The 16,571-nt window shown below is 65.9% G+C and carries 29 protein-coding genes and 1 pseudogene; 1 reads left to right on the forward strand and 29 read right to left on the reverse strand.

Translation table 11 applies throughout. The features are described 5' to 3' along the window. The 29 genes and pseudogenes from TN53_RS38555 to rpsJ all read right to left on the reverse strand — a co-directional run. Positions 1–276, reverse strand: a pseudogene (locus TN53_RS38555) (DNA-directed RNA polymerase subunit alpha); the annotation flags it as partial. Positions 277–409: 133 nt separating this feature from the next. Further along, a complete protein-coding gene (rpsK, locus tag TN53_RS38560; protein ID WP_003956432.1) occupies positions 410–814 on the reverse strand; it encodes a 30S ribosomal protein S11 in 405 nt (134 codons plus the stop codon). 70 nt (positions 815–884) lie between these two features. Further along, the gene (gene rpsM / locus TN53_RS38565; RefSeq protein ID WP_046263515.1) at positions 885–1,265 is read right to left on the reverse strand and encodes a 30S ribosomal protein S13; all 381 of its coding nucleotides are present in this window, start codon (positions 1,263–1,265) and stop codon (positions 885–887) included. A gap of 192 nt (positions 1,266–1,457) precedes the next feature. After that, complete coding sequence (gene rpmJ / locus TN53_RS38570) at positions 1,458–1,571, reverse strand: 50S ribosomal protein L36 (RefSeq protein WP_003998809.1); 114 nt, start codon at positions 1,569–1,571, stop codon at positions 1,458–1,460. A gap of 57 nt (positions 1,572–1,628) precedes the next feature. Then, positions 1,629–1,850 carry a translation initiation factor IF-1 gene (gene infA, locus TN53_RS38575; protein WP_003948620.1) on the reverse strand — a complete coding sequence of 74 codons (222 nt, stop codon included), beginning with the start codon at positions 1,848–1,850 and terminating at the stop codon, positions 1,629–1,631. A 227-nt stretch (positions 1,851–2,077) separates the two neighbouring features. After that, positions 2,078–2,914 (reverse strand): type I methionyl aminopeptidase, encoded by an 837-nt coding sequence (map, locus tag TN53_RS38580; protein ID WP_046263516.1) that lies wholly within the window; start codon positions 2,912–2,914, stop codon positions 2,078–2,080. Positions 2,915–3,011: 97 nt separating this feature from the next. Beyond that, positions 3,012–3,674, reverse strand: a complete 663-nt coding sequence (locus TN53_RS38585) for an adenylate kinase (RefSeq protein ID WP_046263517.1) — start codon at positions 3,672–3,674, stop codon at positions 3,012–3,014. Next, entirely contained in the window at positions 3,674–4,987 is a 1,314-nt protein-coding gene (gene secY / locus TN53_RS38590) for a preprotein translocase subunit SecY (RefSeq protein ID WP_046263518.1), read from the reverse strand. The genes TN53_RS38585 and secY overlap by 1 nt, the downstream gene beginning before the upstream one ends. A 244-nt stretch (positions 4,988–5,231) precedes the next feature. Continuing rightward, positions 5,232–5,687, reverse strand: a complete 456-nt coding sequence (rplO, locus tag TN53_RS38595; protein WP_020941680.1) for a 50S ribosomal protein L15 — start codon at positions 5,685–5,687, stop codon at positions 5,232–5,234. Positions 5,688–5,689: 2 nt separating this feature from the next. Beyond that, the gene (gene rpmD / locus TN53_RS38600) at positions 5,690–5,872 is read right to left on the reverse strand and encodes a 50S ribosomal protein L30 (protein WP_046263519.1); all 183 of its coding nucleotides are present in this window, start codon (positions 5,870–5,872) and stop codon (positions 5,690–5,692) included. Further along, positions 5,872–6,480 carry a 30S ribosomal protein S5 gene (gene rpsE / locus TN53_RS38605; RefSeq protein WP_013001409.1) on the reverse strand — a complete coding sequence of 203 codons (609 nt, stop codon included), beginning with the start codon at positions 6,478–6,480 and terminating at the stop codon, positions 5,872–5,874. Before rpsE ends, rpmD begins: the two co-directional genes overlap by 1 nt. A gap of 41 nt (positions 6,481–6,521) precedes the next feature. Next, complete coding sequence (gene rplR, locus TN53_RS38610; RefSeq protein WP_046263520.1) at positions 6,522–6,905, reverse strand: 50S ribosomal protein L18; 384 nt, start codon at positions 6,903–6,905, stop codon at positions 6,522–6,524. Positions 6,906–6,908: 3 nt separating this feature from the next. Then, positions 6,909–7,448, reverse strand: a complete 540-nt coding sequence (gene rplF, locus TN53_RS38615) for a 50S ribosomal protein L6 (protein WP_046263521.1) — start codon at positions 7,446–7,448, stop codon at positions 6,909–6,911. A gap of 24 nt (positions 7,449–7,472) precedes the next feature. Further along, on the reverse strand, positions 7,473–7,871 hold the full coding sequence (rpsH, locus tag TN53_RS38620) for a 30S ribosomal protein S8 (protein ID WP_013001411.1): 399 nt from the start codon (positions 7,869–7,871) through the stop codon (positions 7,473–7,475). Between the two features lie 214 nt (positions 7,872–8,085). Continuing rightward, the gene (locus tag TN53_RS38625; RefSeq protein WP_003956452.1) at positions 8,086–8,271 is read right to left on the reverse strand and encodes a type Z 30S ribosomal protein S14; all 186 of its coding nucleotides are present in this window, start codon (positions 8,269–8,271) and stop codon (positions 8,086–8,088) included. Positions 8,272–8,276: 5 nt separating this feature from the next. Beyond that, positions 8,277–8,834: a 50S ribosomal protein L5 gene (rplE, locus tag TN53_RS38630; protein WP_003974255.1), complete on the reverse strand. Its 558-nt coding sequence runs from the start codon at positions 8,832–8,834 to the stop codon at positions 8,277–8,279. Continuing rightward, positions 8,834–9,157, reverse strand: a complete 324-nt coding sequence (gene rplX / locus TN53_RS38635) for a 50S ribosomal protein L24 (RefSeq protein ID WP_046263522.1) — start codon at positions 9,155–9,157, stop codon at positions 8,834–8,836. Before rplX ends, rplE begins: the two co-directional genes overlap by 1 nt. A 2-nt stretch (positions 9,158–9,159) precedes the next feature. After that, complete coding sequence (gene rplN / locus TN53_RS38640) at positions 9,160–9,528, reverse strand: 50S ribosomal protein L14 (protein ID WP_003992364.1); 369 nt, start codon at positions 9,526–9,528, stop codon at positions 9,160–9,162. Positions 9,529–9,628: 100 nt separating this feature from the next. Further along, positions 9,629–9,916, reverse strand: coding sequence for a 30S ribosomal protein S17 (rpsQ, locus tag TN53_RS38645; protein WP_046263523.1), 288 nt, complete (start codon positions 9,914–9,916; stop codon positions 9,629–9,631). Next, positions 9,916–10,140: a 50S ribosomal protein L29 gene (rpmC, locus tag TN53_RS38650; RefSeq protein ID WP_005481220.1), complete on the reverse strand. Its 225-nt coding sequence runs from the start codon at positions 10,138–10,140 to the stop codon at positions 9,916–9,918. The genes rpsQ and rpmC overlap by 1 nt, the downstream gene beginning before the upstream one ends. Beyond that, positions 10,140–10,559 (reverse strand): 50S ribosomal protein L16, encoded by a 420-nt coding sequence (gene rplP, locus TN53_RS38655; RefSeq protein ID WP_004927269.1) that lies wholly within the window; start codon positions 10,557–10,559, stop codon positions 10,140–10,142. The genes rpmC and rplP overlap by 1 nt, the downstream gene beginning before the upstream one ends. 5 nt (positions 10,560–10,564) lie before the next feature. After that, the gene (gene rpsC, locus TN53_RS38660; RefSeq protein WP_030619145.1) at positions 10,565–11,401 is read right to left on the reverse strand and encodes a 30S ribosomal protein S3; all 837 of its coding nucleotides are present in this window, start codon (positions 11,399–11,401) and stop codon (positions 10,565–10,567) included. Beyond that, on the reverse strand, positions 11,401–11,748 hold the full coding sequence (gene rplV, locus TN53_RS38665; RefSeq protein ID WP_030619142.1) for a 50S ribosomal protein L22: 348 nt from the start codon (positions 11,746–11,748) through the stop codon (positions 11,401–11,403). Before rplV ends, rpsC begins: the two co-directional genes overlap by 1 nt. Positions 11,749–11,792: 44 nt before the next feature. Next, positions 11,793–12,074, reverse strand: a complete 282-nt coding sequence (rpsS, locus tag TN53_RS38670) for a 30S ribosomal protein S19 (RefSeq protein WP_003992359.1) — start codon at positions 12,072–12,074, stop codon at positions 11,793–11,795. A gap of 12 nt (positions 12,075–12,086) precedes the next feature. After that, entirely contained in the window at positions 12,087–12,923 is an 837-nt protein-coding gene (gene rplB, locus TN53_RS38675) for a 50S ribosomal protein L2 (RefSeq protein WP_046263524.1), read from the reverse strand. A gap of 38 nt (positions 12,924–12,961) precedes the next feature. Further along, positions 12,962–13,381: a 50S ribosomal protein L23 gene (gene rplW / locus TN53_RS38680; RefSeq protein ID WP_046263525.1), complete on the reverse strand. Its 420-nt coding sequence runs from the start codon at positions 13,379–13,381 to the stop codon at positions 12,962–12,964. Further along, entirely contained in the window at positions 13,381–14,037 is a 657-nt protein-coding gene (gene rplD, locus TN53_RS38685; RefSeq protein WP_046263526.1) for a 50S ribosomal protein L4, read from the reverse strand. Before rplD ends, rplW begins: the two co-directional genes overlap by 1 nt. A gap of 7 nt (positions 14,038–14,044) precedes the next feature. After that, complete coding sequence (gene rplC / locus TN53_RS38690; RefSeq protein WP_007384065.1) at positions 14,045–14,689, reverse strand: 50S ribosomal protein L3; 645 nt, start codon at positions 14,687–14,689, stop codon at positions 14,045–14,047. A gap of 17 nt (positions 14,690–14,706) precedes the next feature. Continuing rightward, positions 14,707–15,015, reverse strand: coding sequence for a 30S ribosomal protein S10 (gene rpsJ / locus TN53_RS38695; protein ID WP_003948644.1), 309 nt, complete (start codon positions 15,013–15,015; stop codon positions 14,707–14,709). A gap of 870 nt (positions 15,016–15,885) precedes the next feature. On the opposite strand from rpsJ, the gene TN53_RS38700 reads away from it, so the two are divergent. Then, a partial coding sequence (locus tag TN53_RS38700) for a DNA-binding protein (RefSeq protein ID WP_046263527.1) occupies positions 15,886–16,571 on the forward strand: 686 nt, incomplete at its 3' end.

Raw genomic sequence — 16,571 nt, forward strand, 5'->3', positions numbered from 1 at the left:
CGGCTCGTCGTGCTCCGAGGAGACGACCAGCTGCTTGATGTTGAGGATCAGGTCGGTGACGTCCTCCTTGACGCCCGGCACGGTGGTGAACTCGTGCAGGACACCGTCGATGCGGATGCTGGTGACAGCAGCGCCGGGGATCGACGACAGGAGAGTACGACGGAGGGAGTTGCCGAGGGTGTAGCCGAAGCCCGGCTCCAGCGGCTCGATCACGAACCGGGAGCGGAACTCGTCGACGACCTCTTCGGTCAACGAGGGACGCTGAGCGATCAGCATGTTGCGATCCTTCTGTCAGGGGCGCCCGCTATTTGACGCCCTGATTTGTTACAAGGGTACGGGCGATACGACCGAAGGAGTCGTACCGCCCGAAAACCTCAGACCAAGCGGCCTGCGTCAGAGATCCGAAAGATCAGACGCGGCGACGCTTGGGCGGACGGCAGCCGTTGTGCGGGGTGGGCGTGACGTCCTGGATGGAGCCGACCTCGAGACCGGTCGCCTGCAGCGAACGGATGGCCGTCTCGCGACCCGAACCCGGGCCCTTGACGAACACGTCAACCTTGCGCATGCCGTGCTCCTGCGCGCGGCGGGCGGCCGACTCGGCGGCCATCTGCGCGGCGAAGGGGGTGGACTTGCGCGAGCCCTTGAAGCCGACGTGGCCGGCGGAGGCCCAGGAGATCACGTTGCCCGAGGGGTCCGTGATCGAGACGATCGTGTTGTTGAACGTGCTCTTGATGTGGGCGTGCCCGTGAGCGACGTTCTTCTTTTCCTTGCGGCGCACCTTCTTGGCAGCGCCCTGACGACCCTTGGGGGGCATCTAGTAACTCCTACGGGGAGGTGGTCGGTCCTACAGCGAAGACCGCTGGTGAAGCGTTGTCCGCTGAGGACTACTTCTTGCCCGGCTTCTTCTTGCCGGCGATGGCGCGACGCGGGCCCTTGCGGGTACGAGCGTTCGTGCTGGTGCGCTGACCGCGGACGGGCAGACCACGACGGTGACGGAGACCCTGGTAGCAACCGATCTCCACCTTGCGGCGGATGTCGGCCTGGACCTCGCGACGGAGGTCACCCTCGGTCTTGATGTTGTTGTCGACGTACTCACGAATCGCGACGAGCTGCTCCTCGGAGAGGTCGCGAACGCGGGTGTTCGGGTCGACGCCGGTCTCGGCCAGCGTCAGCTGGGAGAGAGTGCGGCCAATACCGAACACGTAGGTCAGGGCGACCTCCACGCGCTTTTCGCGCGGGATGTCAACACCGGAAACGCGTGCCATTCAATGGCTCCTGGTGATCTTCGGAGGTCTTCCACAGAACCGGTTCCCAGCCGCCGTACCAGGTACGAACTGGGTCCCCGGCCTCCGAACCGGGGGTGTCAGGCACCGCGGTGCCTGGGTTCTGCGTATGAACAAATTCAGCTCGCGTCGCGCGAATCTCTGCGATATCGATGCAGAGGGATAGGTCGTGCGTCAGCCCTGGCGCTGCTTGTGGCGCGGGTTCTCGCAGATGACCATGACCCGACCGTGACGGCGGATCACCCTGCACTTGTCGCAGATCTTCTTGACGCTCGGCTTGACCTTCATTAGTGAGGTTCTCCGGGTCAGTGCCACCACCCCGCCGAAACGGGATGCGGGCAAGATCTACTTGTAGCGGTAGACGATCCGGCCACGCGTCAGGTCGTACGGAGACAACTCCACCACGACCCGGTCGTCAGGGAGGATACGGATGTAGTGCATACGCATCTTGCCGCTGATGTGTGCCAGGACCTGGTGGCCGTTCTGGAGCTCGACCTTGAACATGGCGTTCGGCAGAGACTCGACGACAGTGCCCTCGATCTCGATGGCACCTTGCTTCTTGGCCACGCTTCGCCCTTCGAATCGACTACCTTGATCGACTCTGTACGAGCGCATGCAGGCATGCGGGTGCACGAGAGCCGACGAGTCAGTCTACGTCAGCACACCCGGAAAGACGAATCGAGGAAGAATGCCCGGGGAGAGAGATCTTTAAGCACGCCGGGGGCAAGGACGCGCCCCTCAGGGGCGCCGGGAACTGCGCGACCAGCCCCACACAGCCGCACACGGCATACGACCTAGACGAGCGGATCAGGAGCGGCGCTCACGCCGTACTCCGCCAGCTTCGCCTTACCCCCGTCGGGAGCGGTGAGCACCAGCGGACCGTCCACCGTCAACGCGACAGAGTGCTCCCAGTGCGAGGACCACGTGCCGTCGGTCGTGATGACGGTCCAGTCGTCGGAGAGGACCTCGGTCCGGGGCGTACCCAGCGACACCATCGGCTCGATGGCGAGGCAGAACCCGGGAACCAGCTTGGGCCCCTTGCCCCGGCGCCGGTCGACGTAGTTCAGCAGGTGCGGGTCCATGTGCATCTCGGTGCCGATGCCGTGGCCGCCGTAGTCCTCGATGATCCCGTACTTGCCGCCACCCGGCTTCGGCTGCCGGCGGATGTACGTCTCGATGGCCCGGGAGACGTCGACGAGCCGCGCGCCCTGCTTCATCGCGGCGATACCGGCCCACATGGACTCTTCCGTCACCCGGGACAGCTCAAGGAGCTCCGGGGCGTGACCGGACCCCACGAAGGCCGTGTAGGCCGCGTCACCGTGCCAGCCGTCGACGATCGCGCCGCAGTCGATGGAGATGATGTCGCCGTCCGCCAGGACCACGTCGTCGGAGGGGATGCCGTGGACCACGACCTCGTTCACGGAGGTGCAGATCGTCGCCGGGAACCCGCCGTACCCCAGGAAGTTCGACTTCGCCCCGTGCTCGGCGAGCACCTTCCGCGCGACCTCGTCCAGGTCCTTCGTGGACGCCCCCGGTACAGCGGCCTCCCGCGTGGCCGCGTGGATGGCGGCGACGACCAGTCCCGCCTCACGCATCTTGGCGATCTGCTCGGGGGTCTTGATCTGCACCATGGGGGCCTGCGCTCTCCGTCACTCGCTGGTTCGGTTACCTACACAACAGTACGGCCGTGCAGTCCCTCGGGACTCCACGGCCGTACCAGGACGACGACTACTGGTCGTCGCCCTCACGCTTCAGTCCGGCCAGCGCACGAGTGGTGACCTCGTCCACCGGCCCCATGGCCTCGATCGTCACGACCAGGCCCTGCGACTTGTAGTAGTCGATGATCGGCTCGGTCTGCGTGTGGTAGACCTCGAGCCGCGTGCGGACGGTGGCCTCCGAGTCGTCGTCCCGCTGGTACAGCTCGCCACCGCAGACGTCACAGACGCCTTCCTTGGCCGGCTTCTTGTACGTCACGTGGAAGACGTGCGAGGAGTCGTTACGGCAGATGCGCCGACCGGCGATCCGCTTGACGACCTCCTCCTCGGGGGCCTCCAGGTCCAGCACCGCGTCCAGCTTGATGCCCTCGGTGGTGAGCAGCTCGTCCAACGCCTCGGCCTGCGAGACGTTCCGCGGGAAGCCGTCCAGCAGGAAGCCGTTCACGGCGTCCGGCTGTTCCATACGGTCCTTCGCCATCGCGATGGTGACCTCGTCCGGGACGAGGTTGCCGGCGTCCATGTAGGACTTCGCGAGTTTGCCAAGGTCCGTCTGCTGGCTGATGTTGGCGCGGAACAGGTCGCCCGTGGAGATGTGCGGGACACGCAGTTTCTCGGCGAGGCGCGTGGCCTGCGTTCCCTTTCCGGCGCCAGGCGGCCCGACGAGGACGATTCGCATCAGCGGAGGAACCCTTCGTAATTGCGCTGCTGGAGCTGGCTCTCGATCTGCTTCACCGTCTCAAGACCCACACCCACGATGATCAGGATGCTGGTCCCGCCGAACGGGAAGTTCTGGTTTGCCCCGAAACCAACCAACGCCATCGTCGGGACGAGAGCAATCAGACCCAAGTACAGCGAACCCGGCCAGGTGATCCGGTTGAGTACGTAGGAGAGGTACTCAGCGGTCGGTCGGCCAGCCCGGATGCCCGGGATGAAGCCACCATACTTCTTCATGTTGTCGGCGACTTCCTCGGGGTTGAAGGAGATCGCGACGTAGAAGAAGGCGAAGAAAACGATCAGCAAGAAGTACATGGTGATGTAAATCGGGTGGTCGCCCTTGGTGAGATTCTGCTCGACCCAGGTTTTCCAGCCGGAGTTGCTGCTCGAGAACTGCGCGATGAGAGCCGGGATGTACAGCAGCGACGACGCGAAGATGACGGGAATCACACCCGCCTGGTTCACCTTCAGCGGGATGTACGTGGACGTCCCGCCGTAGGCGCGACGGCCGATCATCCGCTTCGCGTACTGAACCGGGATACGGCGCTGAGCCTGCTCGACGAAGACCACCAGGCCGACCATGACCAGGCCGACCGCGACGACGGTGCCGAACTCGATCCAGCCGTCGGCCAGGGTGCCCTGCTTCTTGATGGCCCACAGCGCCGACGGGAAGGTGGCGGCGATCGAGATGAACATCAGGATCGACATGCCGTTGCCGATACCGCGGTCGGTGATGAGCTCACCGAGCCACATCACGACGGCCGTACCGGCGGTCATGGTGATGACCATGACGATCGTGGAGAAGATCGAGCGGTCCGGGACGATGGACGACGCGGCGGTGCAGCCGGAGAACAGCGCACCACTTCGGGCGGTGGCGACGAGGCCCGTGCCCTGAAGGATGGCGAGCGCCACGGTCAGGTAACGGGTGTACTGCGTGATCTTCGCGGTACCGGCCTGGCCCTCCTTCTTGAGGGCTTCCAGGCGCGGGATGACCACGGTCAGCAGCTGAAGGATGATGCTCGCCGTGATGTACGGCATGATCCCGAGCGCGAAGATGGTGATCTGCAGCAGCGCTCCGCCGCTGAACATGTTGACCAGACCGAAGAGGCCCTGGTTCGCGGACGCCTCGTCGACGCACTGCTGAACGGACTTGTAGTCGACGCCGGGGATCGGGATGTGGGTACCGACTCGGTACACCACGATGATGGCCAGCGTGAAGAGCAGCTTCTTGCGCAGGTCGGGCGTCTTGAACGCCCGGGCGAACGCGGTGAGCACGGTGCCTCCTGCGACCCCCGCGCTACTGCGTCAAGGGTGACGGTCTTGAGGTTCGACGGATACAGACGAATACGTAACGGCCAACTGCCGCTCAAGGTGCCCCAGGTGCAGCACCCTGTGAAAGTTGGCAGTGCAGGCCACCTTACCGGCGAGACTGCCACCCTAGGAACGACCAACCGGGGATACCCCATTTGTGGGGTATCCCCGGTCGGGATCGCTCAAGTCATCGAGACGCCTGAGGTGTTCAGACGAGCTCGGTGACGGTGCCGCCGGCCGCGGTGATCTTCTCCTTGGCGGAGCCGGAGACGGCGTCGACCGTCACCTGCAGCGCCACGGTGATCTCACCCTGACCGAGGACCTTGACGAGGCTGTTCTTGCGAACGGCACCCTTGGCCACCAGACCCTCGACGGTGACCTCGCCACCCTCGGGGTAGAGCGCGGCCAGCTTGTCGAGGTTCACGACCTGGAACTCGACCTTGAACGGGTTCTTGAAGCCCTTGAGCTTCGGAAGACGCATGTGGAGGGGCATCTGGCCACCCTCGAAGCGCTCCGGAACCTGGTAACGGGCCTTCGTGCCCTTGGTACCACGACCAGCCGTCTTACCCTTCGACGCCTCACCACGACCCACACGGGTCTTGGCGGTCTTGGCGCCCGGGGCGGGACGGAGGTTGTGGATCTTGAGCGGGTTGTTCTCCGCCATGATCAGTCGACCTCCTCGACCGACACGAGGTGGCGGACGGTGTGCACCATGCCGCGGAACTCGGGGCGGTCCTCCTTGACGACCTGCGAGTTGATGCCCTTGAGACCAAGGGAACGCAGGGTGTCACGGTGGTTCTGCTTGCTGCCGATGTACGACTTCGTCTGCGTGATCTTGAGCTGTGCCATTACGCAGCACCGGCCCCGGCACGCGCACGCAGCAGAGCCGCGGGAGCGACGTCCTCGAGGGGCAGACCACGGCGAGCCGCGATCTCCTCGGGACGCTGCAGACCCTTCAGGGCCTCCACGGTCGCGTGCACGATGTTGATCGCGTTCGACGAGCCGAGCGACTTCGACAGGATGTCGTGCACGCCGGCGCACTCGAGCACGGCACGCACCGGGCCACCGGCGATAACGCCGGTACCGGGGGAAGCAGGCTTGAGCAGGACGACGCCCGCGGCCTTCTCGCCGGTGATCGGGTGCGGGATGGTGCCCTGGATACGGGGGACCTTGAAGAAGTGCTTCTTGGCCTCTTCAACACCCTTGGCGATCGCGGCCGGCACCTCCTTGGCCTTGCCGTAACCGACACCGACGGTGCCATCGCCATCGCCCACTACGACAAGCGCAGTGAAGCTGAAGCGACGACCACCCTTCACAACCTTGGCGACACGGTTGATCGCGACAACGCGCTCAACGTAAGCGGTCTTCTCGGCGGCAGCTGCGCCGCCGTCACGGCCCTTCCGGTCCCGCCGCTCGCCGCCACCGGCACCGCCACCGCGGCGCTGGGGTCCAGCCATTGGAATTACCTCTCTCTGTTTCCGCTAGCTACGGAAGCGGCTCAGAACTTGAGCCCGGCTTCGCGGGCGGCGTCCGCCAGGGCGGCAATGCGCCCGGCGTACTGGTTGCCACCACGGTCGAATACGACAGCCTCGACGCCCGCGGCCTTGGCGCGCTCGGCGACCAGGGCGCCGACCGACTTGGCCTGCGCGGACTTGTCGCCCTCGGCACCGCGGATCGAGGTGTCCAGGGTCGACGCCGACGCCAGGGTGTGACCCTTGATGTCGTCGATGACCTGGGCCACGATGTGGCGGTTCGAGCGCGTCACAACGAGACGCGGCCGCTCAGCCGTACCCGAGATGTGCTTGCGGATACGAATGTGACGGCGCTTGATCGCGGCGCGCTTGTAGGCGTCGCCCTTAAGGATCTTCTGTCCGTATGCCATGGCTTACTTACCCGCCTTTCCGACCTTGCGGCGGATGACTTCGCCCTCGTACTTGACGCCCTTGGCCTTGTACGGGTCGGGCTTGCGCAGCTTGCGGATGTTGGCCGCAACCTCGCCGACCTTCTGCTTGTCGATGCCCTCGACCGAGAAACGGGTCGGGTTCTCAACCTTGAAGGTGATGCCCTCGGGGGCTTCGACGGTGATCGGGTGGCTGTAGCCCAGAGCGAACTCGAGGTTCGATCCCTTGGCCGTAACGCGGTAACCGACACCGCTGATCTCGAGCTTCTTCACGTAACCCTGGGTCACGCCGGTGATCATGTTCGCCACCAGCGTGCGGGACAGGCCGTGCAGGGCCTTGTTCTGACGCTCGTCGTTGGGGCGGGTGACGCTGAGCACGCCGTCCTCACCCTTGGCGATGTCGATCGGCGCAGCGACGGTGTGGGAGAGAGAGCCCTTGGGGCCCTTCACCGAAACCGTACGGCCGTCGATGGTGACGTCCACGCCGGCGGGAACCGTGATGGGGAGCTTGCCAATGCGCGACATAGCTGTTTCCTCCGTTCCCTTCCGCTACCAGACGTAGGCGAGAACTTCTCCGCCTACGCCCTTCTTGCCGGCCTGCTTGTCGGTGAGGAGCCCGTGGGACGTGGAGATGATCGCCACGCCGAGGCCACCCAGCACCTTGGGCAGGGAGGTGGACTTCGCGTAAACCCGGAGACCGGGCTTGGAGATCCGCTTGATGCCCGCGATGGAGCGCTCACGGTTCGGGCCGAACTTCAGCTCGAGGACGAGGTTCTTGCCGACCTCGGCGTCCTCGACCTTCCAGCCCGTGATGAAGCCCTCCTGCTGGAGGATCTCCGCGATGTGAGACTTGATCTTGGACGCCGGCATCGTCACAGAGTCGTGGTACGCCGAGTTCGCGTTCCGCAGACGCGTAAGCATGTCTGCGATCGGATCAGTCATGGTCATGAATTGGCCTTCGGCCTCTCTCGCCGGGGTTTCCTGGTGCGCCATCCCTCTCCTCGATCCGAGACGAGGCGGGTGCGGTGCGGTGGACCTACGGCGTAGTAAGTCGTACGGGCGACCATCAGGCGCCCAACCCTCCTAGCCTAAGCCATGGAGAGCAGGGCGCCTGACACGCCCAGTGCTTACCGAGAGCCCTTGGAGTCCCTAAAAGCGGGGACTACCAGGAGCTCTTGGTCACGCCCGGCAGCTCGCCACGGTGAGCCATCTCACGAAGGCACACGCGGCACAGGCCGAACTTGCGGTACACGGAGTGCGGACGGCCGCAGCGCTGGCAGCGGGTGTACGCACGCACACCGAACTTGGGCTTGCGAGCAGCCTTGGCAATCAGAGCCTTCTTCGCCATCTCGCTCACGCCTCCTTGAAGGGGAAGCCGAGGTGACGAAGGAGGGCGCGGCCCTCAGCGTCGTTGGTCGCCGTGGTGACCACGGTGATGTCCATACCCCGGGTACGGTCGATCTTGTCCTGGTCGATCTCGTGGAACATGACCTGCTCCGTGAGACCGAAGGTGTAGTTGCCACGGCCGTCGAACTGCTTGGGGGACAGACCACGGAAGTCGCGGATGCGCGGCAGCGCGAGCGACAGGGTGCGGTCCAGGAACTCCCACATGCGGTCGCCACGGAGCGTGACGTGGGCACCGATCGGCTGACCCTCACGCAGCTTGAACTGCGCGATGGACTTGCGGGCCTTGGTGACGGCCGGCTTCTGACCGGTGATCGTGGTGAGGTCGCGGATGGCGCCCTCGATCAGCTTGGAGTCGCGGGCGGCGTCGCCCACACCCATGTTGACCACGATCTTGACGAGGCCGGGGATCTGCATGACGTTCTCGTAGGAGAACTCCTCACGCAGCTTGCCCGCGATCTCCTCGCGGTACTTCGTCTTGAGACGCGGAGTCGTGGTGGTAGCCATCAGATGTCCTCACCCGTCCGCTTGGCAACGCGAACCTTGTTGCCCTCGTCGTCGAAGCGGTAACCGACACGCGTGACGACCTTGTTGCCGTCCTTCTCAACGACCAGCTGGACGTTGGAGACGTGGATCGGCGCCTCGGTCGTGACGATGCCACCGGCCTGAGAACCCTTGGCGGTCGGGCCGGCCTTGGTGTGCTTCTTGACCCGGTTGACACCCTCGACCAGGACACGCTCGTCGCTCGGGTAAGCGGCAATGACCTTGCCCTGCTTGCCCTTGTCCTTACCGGTGATGACCTGAACCAGGTCGCCCTTCTTGATCTTCATGCTTACAGCACCTCCGGCGCGAGCGAGATGATCTTCATGAACTTCTTCTCGCGCAGCTCCCGGCCCACCGGGCCGAAGATACGGGTGCCACGAGGGTCGCCGTCGTTCTTGAGAATGACAGCGGCGTTCTCGTCGAAGCGGATGTACGAGCCGTCGGGACGGCGACGCTCCTTGACGGTGCGAACGATGACCGCCTTGATGACGTCACCCTTCTTCACGTTGCCGCCGGGGATCGCGTCCTTGACGGTGGCGACGATGACGTCACCGATGCCCGCGTAGCGGCGACCGGAGCCACCGAGCACACGGATGCAAAGGATTTCCTTCGCACCAGTGTTGTCGGCGACACGCAGTCGCGACTCCTGCTGGATCACGTCTATCTCCTGTTTGTCTGCCGGTTCCCGGCAGGGGTTCCGTGACGGAACCCCTGCCGAGCCTGGCGGAACTGACCTGCGGGATTACCCCCGCAGGAAATTACTTGGCCTTCTCGAGGATCTCGACGATGCGCCAGCGCTTGGTCGCCGACAGCGGGCGGGTCTCCGCGAGGAGGACCCGGTCGCCGACGCCGGCAGCGTTCTGCTCGTCGTGCGCCTTGAGCTTGTTGGTACGGCGGATGACCTTGCCGTACAGCGCGTGCTTGACGCGGTCCTCGACGGCGACGACGACGGTCTTGTCCATCTTGTCGCTGACGACGAGACCCTCACGGGTCTTGCGGAAGCCGCGGGCCTCTGCAGTCTGCTCAGTCACGTTGCTCTCACTCATCAGGCGCTCTCCACCGTCTCGATGCCCAGCTCGCGCTCACGCATCAGGGTGTAGATCCGCGCGATGTCCTTACGGACGGCCTTGAGCCGACCGTGGTTCTCGAGCTGACCAGTCGCCGCCTGGAAGCGGAGGTTGAACAGCTCTTCCTTGGCTTCGCGGAGCTTGTTGAGAAGCTCCTCGTCACCCAGTTCGCGCAGCTCGGACGCCTTGGTACCGGCCGACATCACGCTTCACCTGCCTCGCGCTTGACGATCCGGCACTTCATCGGCAGCTTGTGGGCTGCGCGAGTCAGGGCCTCACGGGCGATCTTTTCGTTGGGGTAGGACAGCTCGAACATGACCCGGCCCGGGTGCACGTTCGCGATCCACCACTCGGGAGAACCCTTACCGGAACCCATGCGGGTCTCGGCAGGCTTCTTCGTCAGCGGGCGGTCCGGGTAGATGTTGATCCAGACCTTGCCGCCACGCTTGATGTGGCGGGTCATCGCGATACGGGCCGCCTCGATCTGGCGGTTGGTCACGTACGCCGGCGTGAGGGCCTGAATGCCGTACTCGCCGAACGCGACCGTCGTACCGCCCTTGGCCTGACCACGGCGCTTCGGGTGGTGCTGCTTGCGGTGCTTGACCCTACGGGGGATCAGCATGTCGGTCAGGCCTCCGTTCCGGTGCTCTCAGCCGGAGCGGCAGCCGCCGGAGCCTCGGCCTTGGGGGCCTCGGCAGCGGGAGCCTGCTGCGGCTTACGACCGCGACCGCCGCGCTCGCCACCGCGGCCACCACGGGCCGGGCGGTCGGCGCCGCCGCCACCACGGGCCGGGCGGTTGCCGGCGCGGGCTGCGGCGTTCTCGGCGCGGACCTCGGCGATGTTCTTGACATCGCCCTTGTAGATCCAGACCTTCACACCGATGCGGCCGAAGGTCGTCTTGGCCTCGAAGAAGCCATAGTCCACGTTCGCGCGGAGCGTGTGCAGGGGCACACGGCCCTCGCGGTAGAACTCCGAGCGGGACATCTCGGCGCCGCCGAGGCGGCCACCGCACTGGATCTTGATGCCCTTGGCGCCGGCCTTCATCGTGCCCTGCATGCTCTTACGCATGGCGCGACGGAAGGAGACGCGGGAGGAGAGCTGCTCGGCGACGGCCTGAGCAACCAGCTGAGCGTCCGTCTCGGGGCTCTTCACCTCGAGGATGTTCAGCTGGACCTGCTTGCCCGTGAGCTTCTCGAGGTCACCGCGGATGCGGTCGGCCTCGGCGCCACGGCGGCCGATGACGATGCCGGGACGCGCGGTGTGGATGTCCACACGCACACGGTCACGGGTGCGCTCGATCTCCACCTTCGAGATGCCGGCGCGCTCCATGCCGGACGTCATCATCCGACGGATGGCGACGTCTTCCTTGACGTAGTCCTTGTACAGCTTGTCGGCGTACCAACGGGACTTGAAGTCCGTGGTAATGCCGAGCCGGAACCCGTGCGGGTTTACCTTCTGGCCCATTACCGGGTTCCTTCCTTGCTGCTGACGACCACGGTGATGTGGCTGGTCCGCTTGCGGATCCGGTAGGCACGGCCCTGGGCGCGCGGACGGAACCGCTTCAGGGTCGGGCCCTCGTCGACGTACGCCTCGGAGATGACGAGGCTGTCGGCGTCGGTGTGGTCGTAGTTGTGCGCGGCGTTGGCGATGGCGCTGTCGAGCACCTTGCCGACCGGCACTGAGGCTGCCTGCGGAGCGAATCGCAGAACAGCCTGAGCCTCCGTGGCATCCATGCCACGGATAAGGTCCACCACGCGGCGGGCCTTCATGGGCGTAACGCGGATGTACCGCGCCTGGGCCCTGGCTTCCATGGTTGTCCCTCTCAGTTACTTACGTGTCTGAATGCGATCCGCTACTAGCGGCGCTTCGACTTCCGGTCGTCCTTGACGTGACCCCGGAAGGTACGAGTCGGCGAGAACTCGCCGAGCTTGTGACCGACCATCGACTCGGTGACGAACACCGGGATGTGGGTCTTGCCGTTGTGCACCGCGAGCGTGTGGCCGAGCATGGCCGGCACGATCATGGAGCGACGGGACCAGGTCTTGATGACGTTCTTGGTGCCAGCTTCGTTCTGGGCGTCCACCTTCTTGATCAGGTGGTCGTCGACGAAGGGCCCCTTCTTGAGACTCCGCGGCATCTAAACCCGCTCCTAGCGCTTCTTGTTCGTCTTGCGGCGGCGGACGATGTACTTGTTCGAAGCCTTCTTCGGCGAACGAGTACGACCCTCCTTCTGACCCCACGGGGAGACCGGGTGGCGACCACCGGAGGTCTTGCCCTCACCACCACCGTGCGGGTGGTCAACCGGGTTCATCGCCACACCGCGAACGGTCGGGCGAACGCCCAGCCAGCGCTTACGGCCGGCCTTACCCCAGTTGATGTTGCTCTGCTCGGCGTTGCCGACCTCGCCGACCGTGGCGCGGCAGCGCTGGTCGACCAGGCGGATCTCACCGGAAGGCATGCGGAGGTGGGCCATCGAGCCCTCCTTCGCGAGCAGCTGTACCGAGGTACCGGCGGAGCGGGCGAACTTGGCACCGCCACCGGGACGGAGCTCGATCGCGTGGATCGTGGTACCGACCGGGATGTTGCGGAGCGCCAGGTTGTTGCCCGGCTTGATGTCGGCCCCGGGACCGTTCTCGACGCGGTCACCCTGCTGCAGGTTGCGCGGGGCGAGGATGTAGCGCTTCTCGCCGTCCGCGTAGTGCAGCAGCGCGATGCGCGCGGTGCGGTTGGGGTCGTACTCGATGTGCGCGACCTTCGCCGGCACGCCGTCCTTGTCGTGACGACGGAAGTCGATCACTCGGAAGGCGCGCTTGTGTCCGCCACCCTGGTGGCGAACGGTCACACGACCGGCGTTGTTACGGCCGCCCTTGCTGTGCAGCGGGCGGACCAGCGACTTCTCCGGCGTGGACCGCGTGACCTCGACGAAGTCGGCGACGCTGGAGCCACGACGGCCCGGCGTAGTCGGCTTGTACTTGCGGATTCCCATTTCTCAGTCCTCGTCCGATATCGGACGATCCGACCCGCTTACGCGGTCGGACCGCCGAAGATGTCGATACGGTCGCCCTCAGCAAGGGTCACGATCGCGCGCTTGGTGCCGGCACGCTGGCCGAAACCGGTGCGGGTCCGCTTGCGCTTGCCCTGGCGGTTGATCGTGTTGACCCCGGTGACCTTGACCGAGAAGACCGCCTGGACGGCCTGCTTGATCTGGGTCTTGTTGGCGTTGGGGTCGACGATGAACGTGTACTTGTTCTCGTCGAGGAGCGCGTAGCTCTTCTCCGACACGACCGGCTTCAGCAGCACGTCACGGGGGTCCGTGTACGCCTTGCTGGGCGCGGTGACGACGGTGTTCTTGCCCTCGGCGGCGTGGCGACGCGCCTTGGCGACGCGCGCGGCCTTGGCGGCCTTGGCAGCCTTGGAGGCAATGCTCGGGTGACGCGTAGCCATCAGGCCTCGCTCCCTTCGGTGTCGTTGGCCTGCGGGCCGGCGACGAAGGACTCGAGAGCGGCCTGGGTGAAGACCACGTCGTCCGAGACGATCACGTCGTACGTGTTCAGCTGGCCCGGCTCCAGGATGTGGATCTGGGGCAGGTTGCGGGCGGACAGCCACGCGGCCTCGTCGGCGCGGTCGACGACCAGGAGCAGGTTCTTGCGCTCCGAGATCTTGCCGAACAGCGTGCGAGCGGCCTTCGTGGACGGGGAGTCGCCCTCGATCACGCCGGTGACGACGTGGATGCGGTTGTTGCGGGCCCGGTCGGTGAGGGCGTGGCGCAGGGCCGCGGCCTTCATCTTCTTCGGGGTCCGCTGCGAGTAGTCACGCGGCTGCGGGCCGTGGACGACGCCACCGCCGGCGAACTGCGGCGCGCGGGTCGAGCCCTGGCGCGCACGGCCGGTGCCCTTCTGACGGTAAGGCTTCTTACCGCCACCACGGACTTCACCGCGACGCTTGGTCTTGTGCGTGCCCTGACGGGCAGCAGCGTTCTGCGCGACGACGACCTGGTGGATCAGCGGGATGCTGATCTTCTCCACGCCGAAGATCTCCGCGGGGAGCTCGACGCTTCCGGTCTTCTCGCCGGCAGGCGAAAGGATGTCAACAGTGCTCATCGGTACCTCAGGCCCCCTTGGCCGCGGTGCGGACCAGGACGAGGCCGCCGTTCGGACCGGGGACAGCGCCCTTGATGAGCAGCAGACCCTTCTCCGCGTCAACGGCGTGGACGGTCAGGTTCTGGGTGGTGACCCGCTCGTTGCCCATGCGACCCGCCATGCGGAGGCCCTTGAACACGCGGCCCGGGGTGGCGCAGCCACCGATGGAACCGGGAGAGCGGTGCTTGCGCTGGGTGCCGTGTCCGGCGCCGAGGCCCTTGAAGTTGTGACGCTTCATGACACCGGCGAAGCCCTTGCCCTTGCTCTTGCCGGTCACGTCGACCTTGATGCCGGCCTCGAACACCTCGGCGGTGATCTCCTGGCCGAGGGTGTACTCGCTGGCGTCAGCGGTACGGATCTCGACGAGGTGGCGGCGGGGAGTGACGTCGGCCTTGGCGAAGTGGCCCTTGAGGGGCTTGTTCACCTTGCGCGGGTCGATCTCGCCGAACGCGATCTGGACGGACTCGTAGCCGTCGGCGTCGTTCGTGCGGACCTGGGTGACGACGTTGGGGCCGGCCTTGACGACGGTGACCGGAACAACACGGTTGTTCTCGTCCCACACCTGCGTCATGCCGAGCTTCTCGCCCAGGATGCCCTTGATCTGCTTAGCCATTCTCAGATCACCGATCCCTAGAGCTTGATCTCGATGTCGACACCGGCCGGGAGGTCGAGTCGCATCAAGGAGTCAACGGTCTTGGGCGTCGGGTCGAGAATGTCGATCAGGCGCTTGTGTGTGCGCATCTCGAAGTGCTCGCGCGAGTCCTTGTACTTGTGCGGCGACTTGATGACGCAGTACACGTTCTTCTCAGTGGGCAGCGGCACCGGGCCCGCGACCGACGCACCAGTACGCGTCACCGTCTCGACGATCTTCTTCGCCGAGGAGTCGATGACCTCGTGGTCGTAGGCCTTGAGCCGGATGCGGATCTTCTGTCCCGCCATGGCTACTCAGTAGTCCTTTGTCTGGTTTAACGCTCTGGAACCCGGTGTCCCTGTCTTCCGCTCTCCGACCCACGCGGTCGGGTGTGTCGCGCTCTTACTGACACAGATGCCCCTTGTTCGAGCACCCCTTGTCTGGGAGCACGGCCCTTCCGGAACCGCAAGCCGAGGACGAAAGGTCCACCGGGTGCCTGGCCTGTGCCGTACCTTGCTTCCCGAAAGATTCCCGTACGTCCGCCCCAGCGCTGCCGTATGGCAGTTAGGGCGACGAGTACTGTGGGACTCGCTTCCGGTCCTCCCGGCGGGAGGCGCGCAGCATCAACACTCGACCGAGCAACTCGGACAGTCTGCCATATGGGGCAGGGCCACCGCCAATCGAGCCGGAGACAATACCCGGAGCGTGACGTAGGTCAAACCTGAGGCCCTGAGCCCGTCCCCCTTCACCCTGGGGGCAGCGACGCGGCACCTCGGCCGAAGACGTGGCGCGGATCACCGCTCGGCCCTGGGCCCCGCCAGCCGCTGCACCGCCGCCCCGGACACCCGGCTCGCAGGCTGTCGGCGGCAAGGGCGCCCCGAATCGCCTGGACCCGATACGCAGCCGCCACCGTCCTCCGAGAACCCGCACTCCGGTGCCACGGGCGATCTCCCCAAGGACCACGGGAGAGAAAGAACCCGCACCAAGCCCCACCCCTCCTCCCGCCCGCGCAGCTCACCCGCCCGGGTGAACATCACCAACTCAGCTGGATTTCGGCCCGGTTGCTTGCCCTACTCTCAGCGCAACGCAGCAACACAACCGCACACATGCAACGGCCCCCGCCGGGACGGCAATCCCGATGCGAGGGCCTGACCACCAAGGAAGAGAACAGCTTCCCGATGGACACCGAAAACCCTAGCGCGCCCCCGCGCGCCCAGTCCCGTATCGCGGGCAAAAACCACCCTCACGCGGGCCTCGCCCACGACAACGCCCGCCACACCACCCGCTTCACGGTGATCGGCAACCACCTCGCCCAGCACCAGGAGCTCTCCGGCCTCGCCATCGGACTGGCCGTCTACATCCAGTCCCTCCCCGCAGGCGCCCGCGTCGACATCGACACCCTCGCCGCCCGCTTCCCCGAGGGCAGGACCCGTATCTCCGCCGCCCTGCGCGAACTCGAAGCCCACGGCTATCTGCGCCGCGAGCGCAAACGCCTCCCCAACGGCCGCATCGTCACCCGCCCGACCTCCTGCAACCGCCCCGGCCACCATGCCGAGCCGCACACCCCGAGGCCACGGCCCACCCGGGACGACCGGCCTCCCCGCAGAAAGCTCCCACCGGTCCCGCAGCCCGCCTGTCCCTCCCCCACCCTCCTCCGGACAGCCACCGACCTCCTCGCCGGCCTACGCCGCCGCGACCCCCGCATCCTCCTCTCCGCCACCGACGCCGACCACCTCGCCCCCGGCGTCGCCGCCTGGCTGGAGCGCGAGATCGCCCCCACCGCCGTAGCACGCGCCCTCACCGCGGACCTGCCACCGGAAGACCTGTGCCGCCCGGCCGCCCTGCTGGCCCACCGCCTCACGGA

It is taken from the genome of Streptomyces sp. WM6386, from assembly GCF_000972385.1.
Taxonomy (GTDB): Bacteria; Actinomycetota; Actinomycetes; order Streptomycetales; family Streptomycetaceae; genus Streptomyces.

Coding starts and splice junctions, on each gene's coding strand:
- rpsK (WP_003956432.1), bottom strand. CDS start 814: ATGCCCCCCAAGGGTCGTCAGGGCGCTGCCAAGAAGGTGCGCCGCAAG.
- rpsM (WP_046263515.1), bottom strand. CDS start 1,265: ATGGCACGCGTTTCCGGTGTTGACATCCCGCGCGAAAAGCGCGTGGAG.
- rpmJ (WP_003998809.1), bottom strand. CDS start 1,571: ATGAAGGTCAAGCCGAGCGTCAAGAAGATCTGCGACAAGTGCAGGGTG.
- map (WP_046263516.1), bottom strand. CDS start 2,914: ATGGTGCAGATCAAGACCCCCGAGCAGATCGCCAAGATGCGTGAGGCG.
- TN53_RS38585 (WP_046263517.1), bottom strand. CDS start 3,674: ATGCGAATCGTCCTCGTCGGGCCGCCTGGCGCCGGAAAGGGAACGCAG.
- rplO (WP_020941680.1), bottom strand. CDS start 5,687: ATGGCGGAGAACAACCCGCTCAAGATCCACAACCTCCGTCCCGCCCCG.
- rpmD (WP_046263519.1), bottom strand. CDS start 5,872: ATGGCACAGCTCAAGATCACGCAGACGAAGTCGTACATCGGCAGCAAG.
- rpsE (WP_013001409.1), bottom strand. CDS start 6,480: ATGGCTGGACCCCAGCGCCGCGGTGGCGGTGCCGGTGGCGGCGAGCGG.
- rplR (WP_046263520.1), bottom strand. CDS start 6,905: ATGGCATACGGACAGAAGATCCTTAAGGGCGACGCCTACAAGCGCGCC.
- rplF (WP_046263521.1), bottom strand. CDS start 7,448: ATGTCGCGCATTGGCAAGCTCCCCATCACGGTTCCCGCCGGCGTGGAC.
- rpsH (WP_013001411.1), bottom strand. CDS start 7,871: ATGACCATGACTGATCCGATCGCAGACATGCTTACGCGTCTGCGGAAC.
- TN53_RS38625 (WP_003956452.1), bottom strand. CDS start 8,271: ATGGCGAAGAAGGCTCTGATTGCCAAGGCTGCTCGCAAGCCCAAGTTC.
- rplE (WP_003974255.1), bottom strand. CDS start 8,834: ATGGCTACCACCACGACTCCGCGTCTCAAGACGAAGTACCGCGAGGAG.
- rplX (WP_046263522.1), bottom strand. CDS start 9,157: ATGAAGATCAAGAAGGGCGACCTGGTTCAGGTCATCACCGGTAAGGAC.
- rpsQ (WP_046263523.1), bottom strand. CDS start 9,916: ATGAGTGAGAGCAACGTGACTGAGCAGACTGCAGAGGCCCGCGGCTTC.
- rpmC (WP_005481220.1), bottom strand. CDS start 10,140: ATGTCGGCCGGTACCAAGGCGTCCGAGCTGCGCGAACTGGGTGACGAG.
- rplP (WP_004927269.1), bottom strand. CDS start 10,559: ATGCTGATCCCCCGTAGGGTCAAGCACCGCAAGCAGCACCACCCGAAG.
- rpsC (WP_030619145.1), bottom strand. CDS start 11,401: ATGGGCCAGAAGGTAAACCCGCACGGGTTCCGGCTCGGCATTACCACG.
- rplV (WP_030619142.1), bottom strand. CDS start 11,748: ATGGAAGCCAGGGCCCAGGCGCGGTACATCCGCGTTACGCCCATGAAG.
- rpsS (WP_003992359.1), bottom strand. CDS start 12,074: ATGCCGCGGAGTCTCAAGAAGGGGCCCTTCGTCGACGACCACCTGATC.
- rplB (WP_046263524.1), bottom strand. CDS start 12,923: ATGGGAATCCGCAAGTACAAGCCGACTACGCCGGGCCGTCGTGGCTCC.
- rplW (WP_046263525.1), bottom strand. CDS start 13,381: ATGGCTACGCGTCACCCGAGCATTGCCTCCAAGGCTGCCAAGGCCGCC.
- rplD (WP_046263526.1), bottom strand. CDS start 14,037: ATGAGCACTGTTGACATCCTTTCGCCTGCCGGCGAGAAGACCGGAAGC.
- rplC (WP_007384065.1), bottom strand. CDS start 14,689: ATGGCTAAGCAGATCAAGGGCATCCTGGGCGAGAAGCTCGGCATGACG.
- rpsJ (WP_003948644.1), bottom strand. CDS start 15,015: ATGGCGGGACAGAAGATCCGCATCCGGCTCAAGGCCTACGACCACGAG.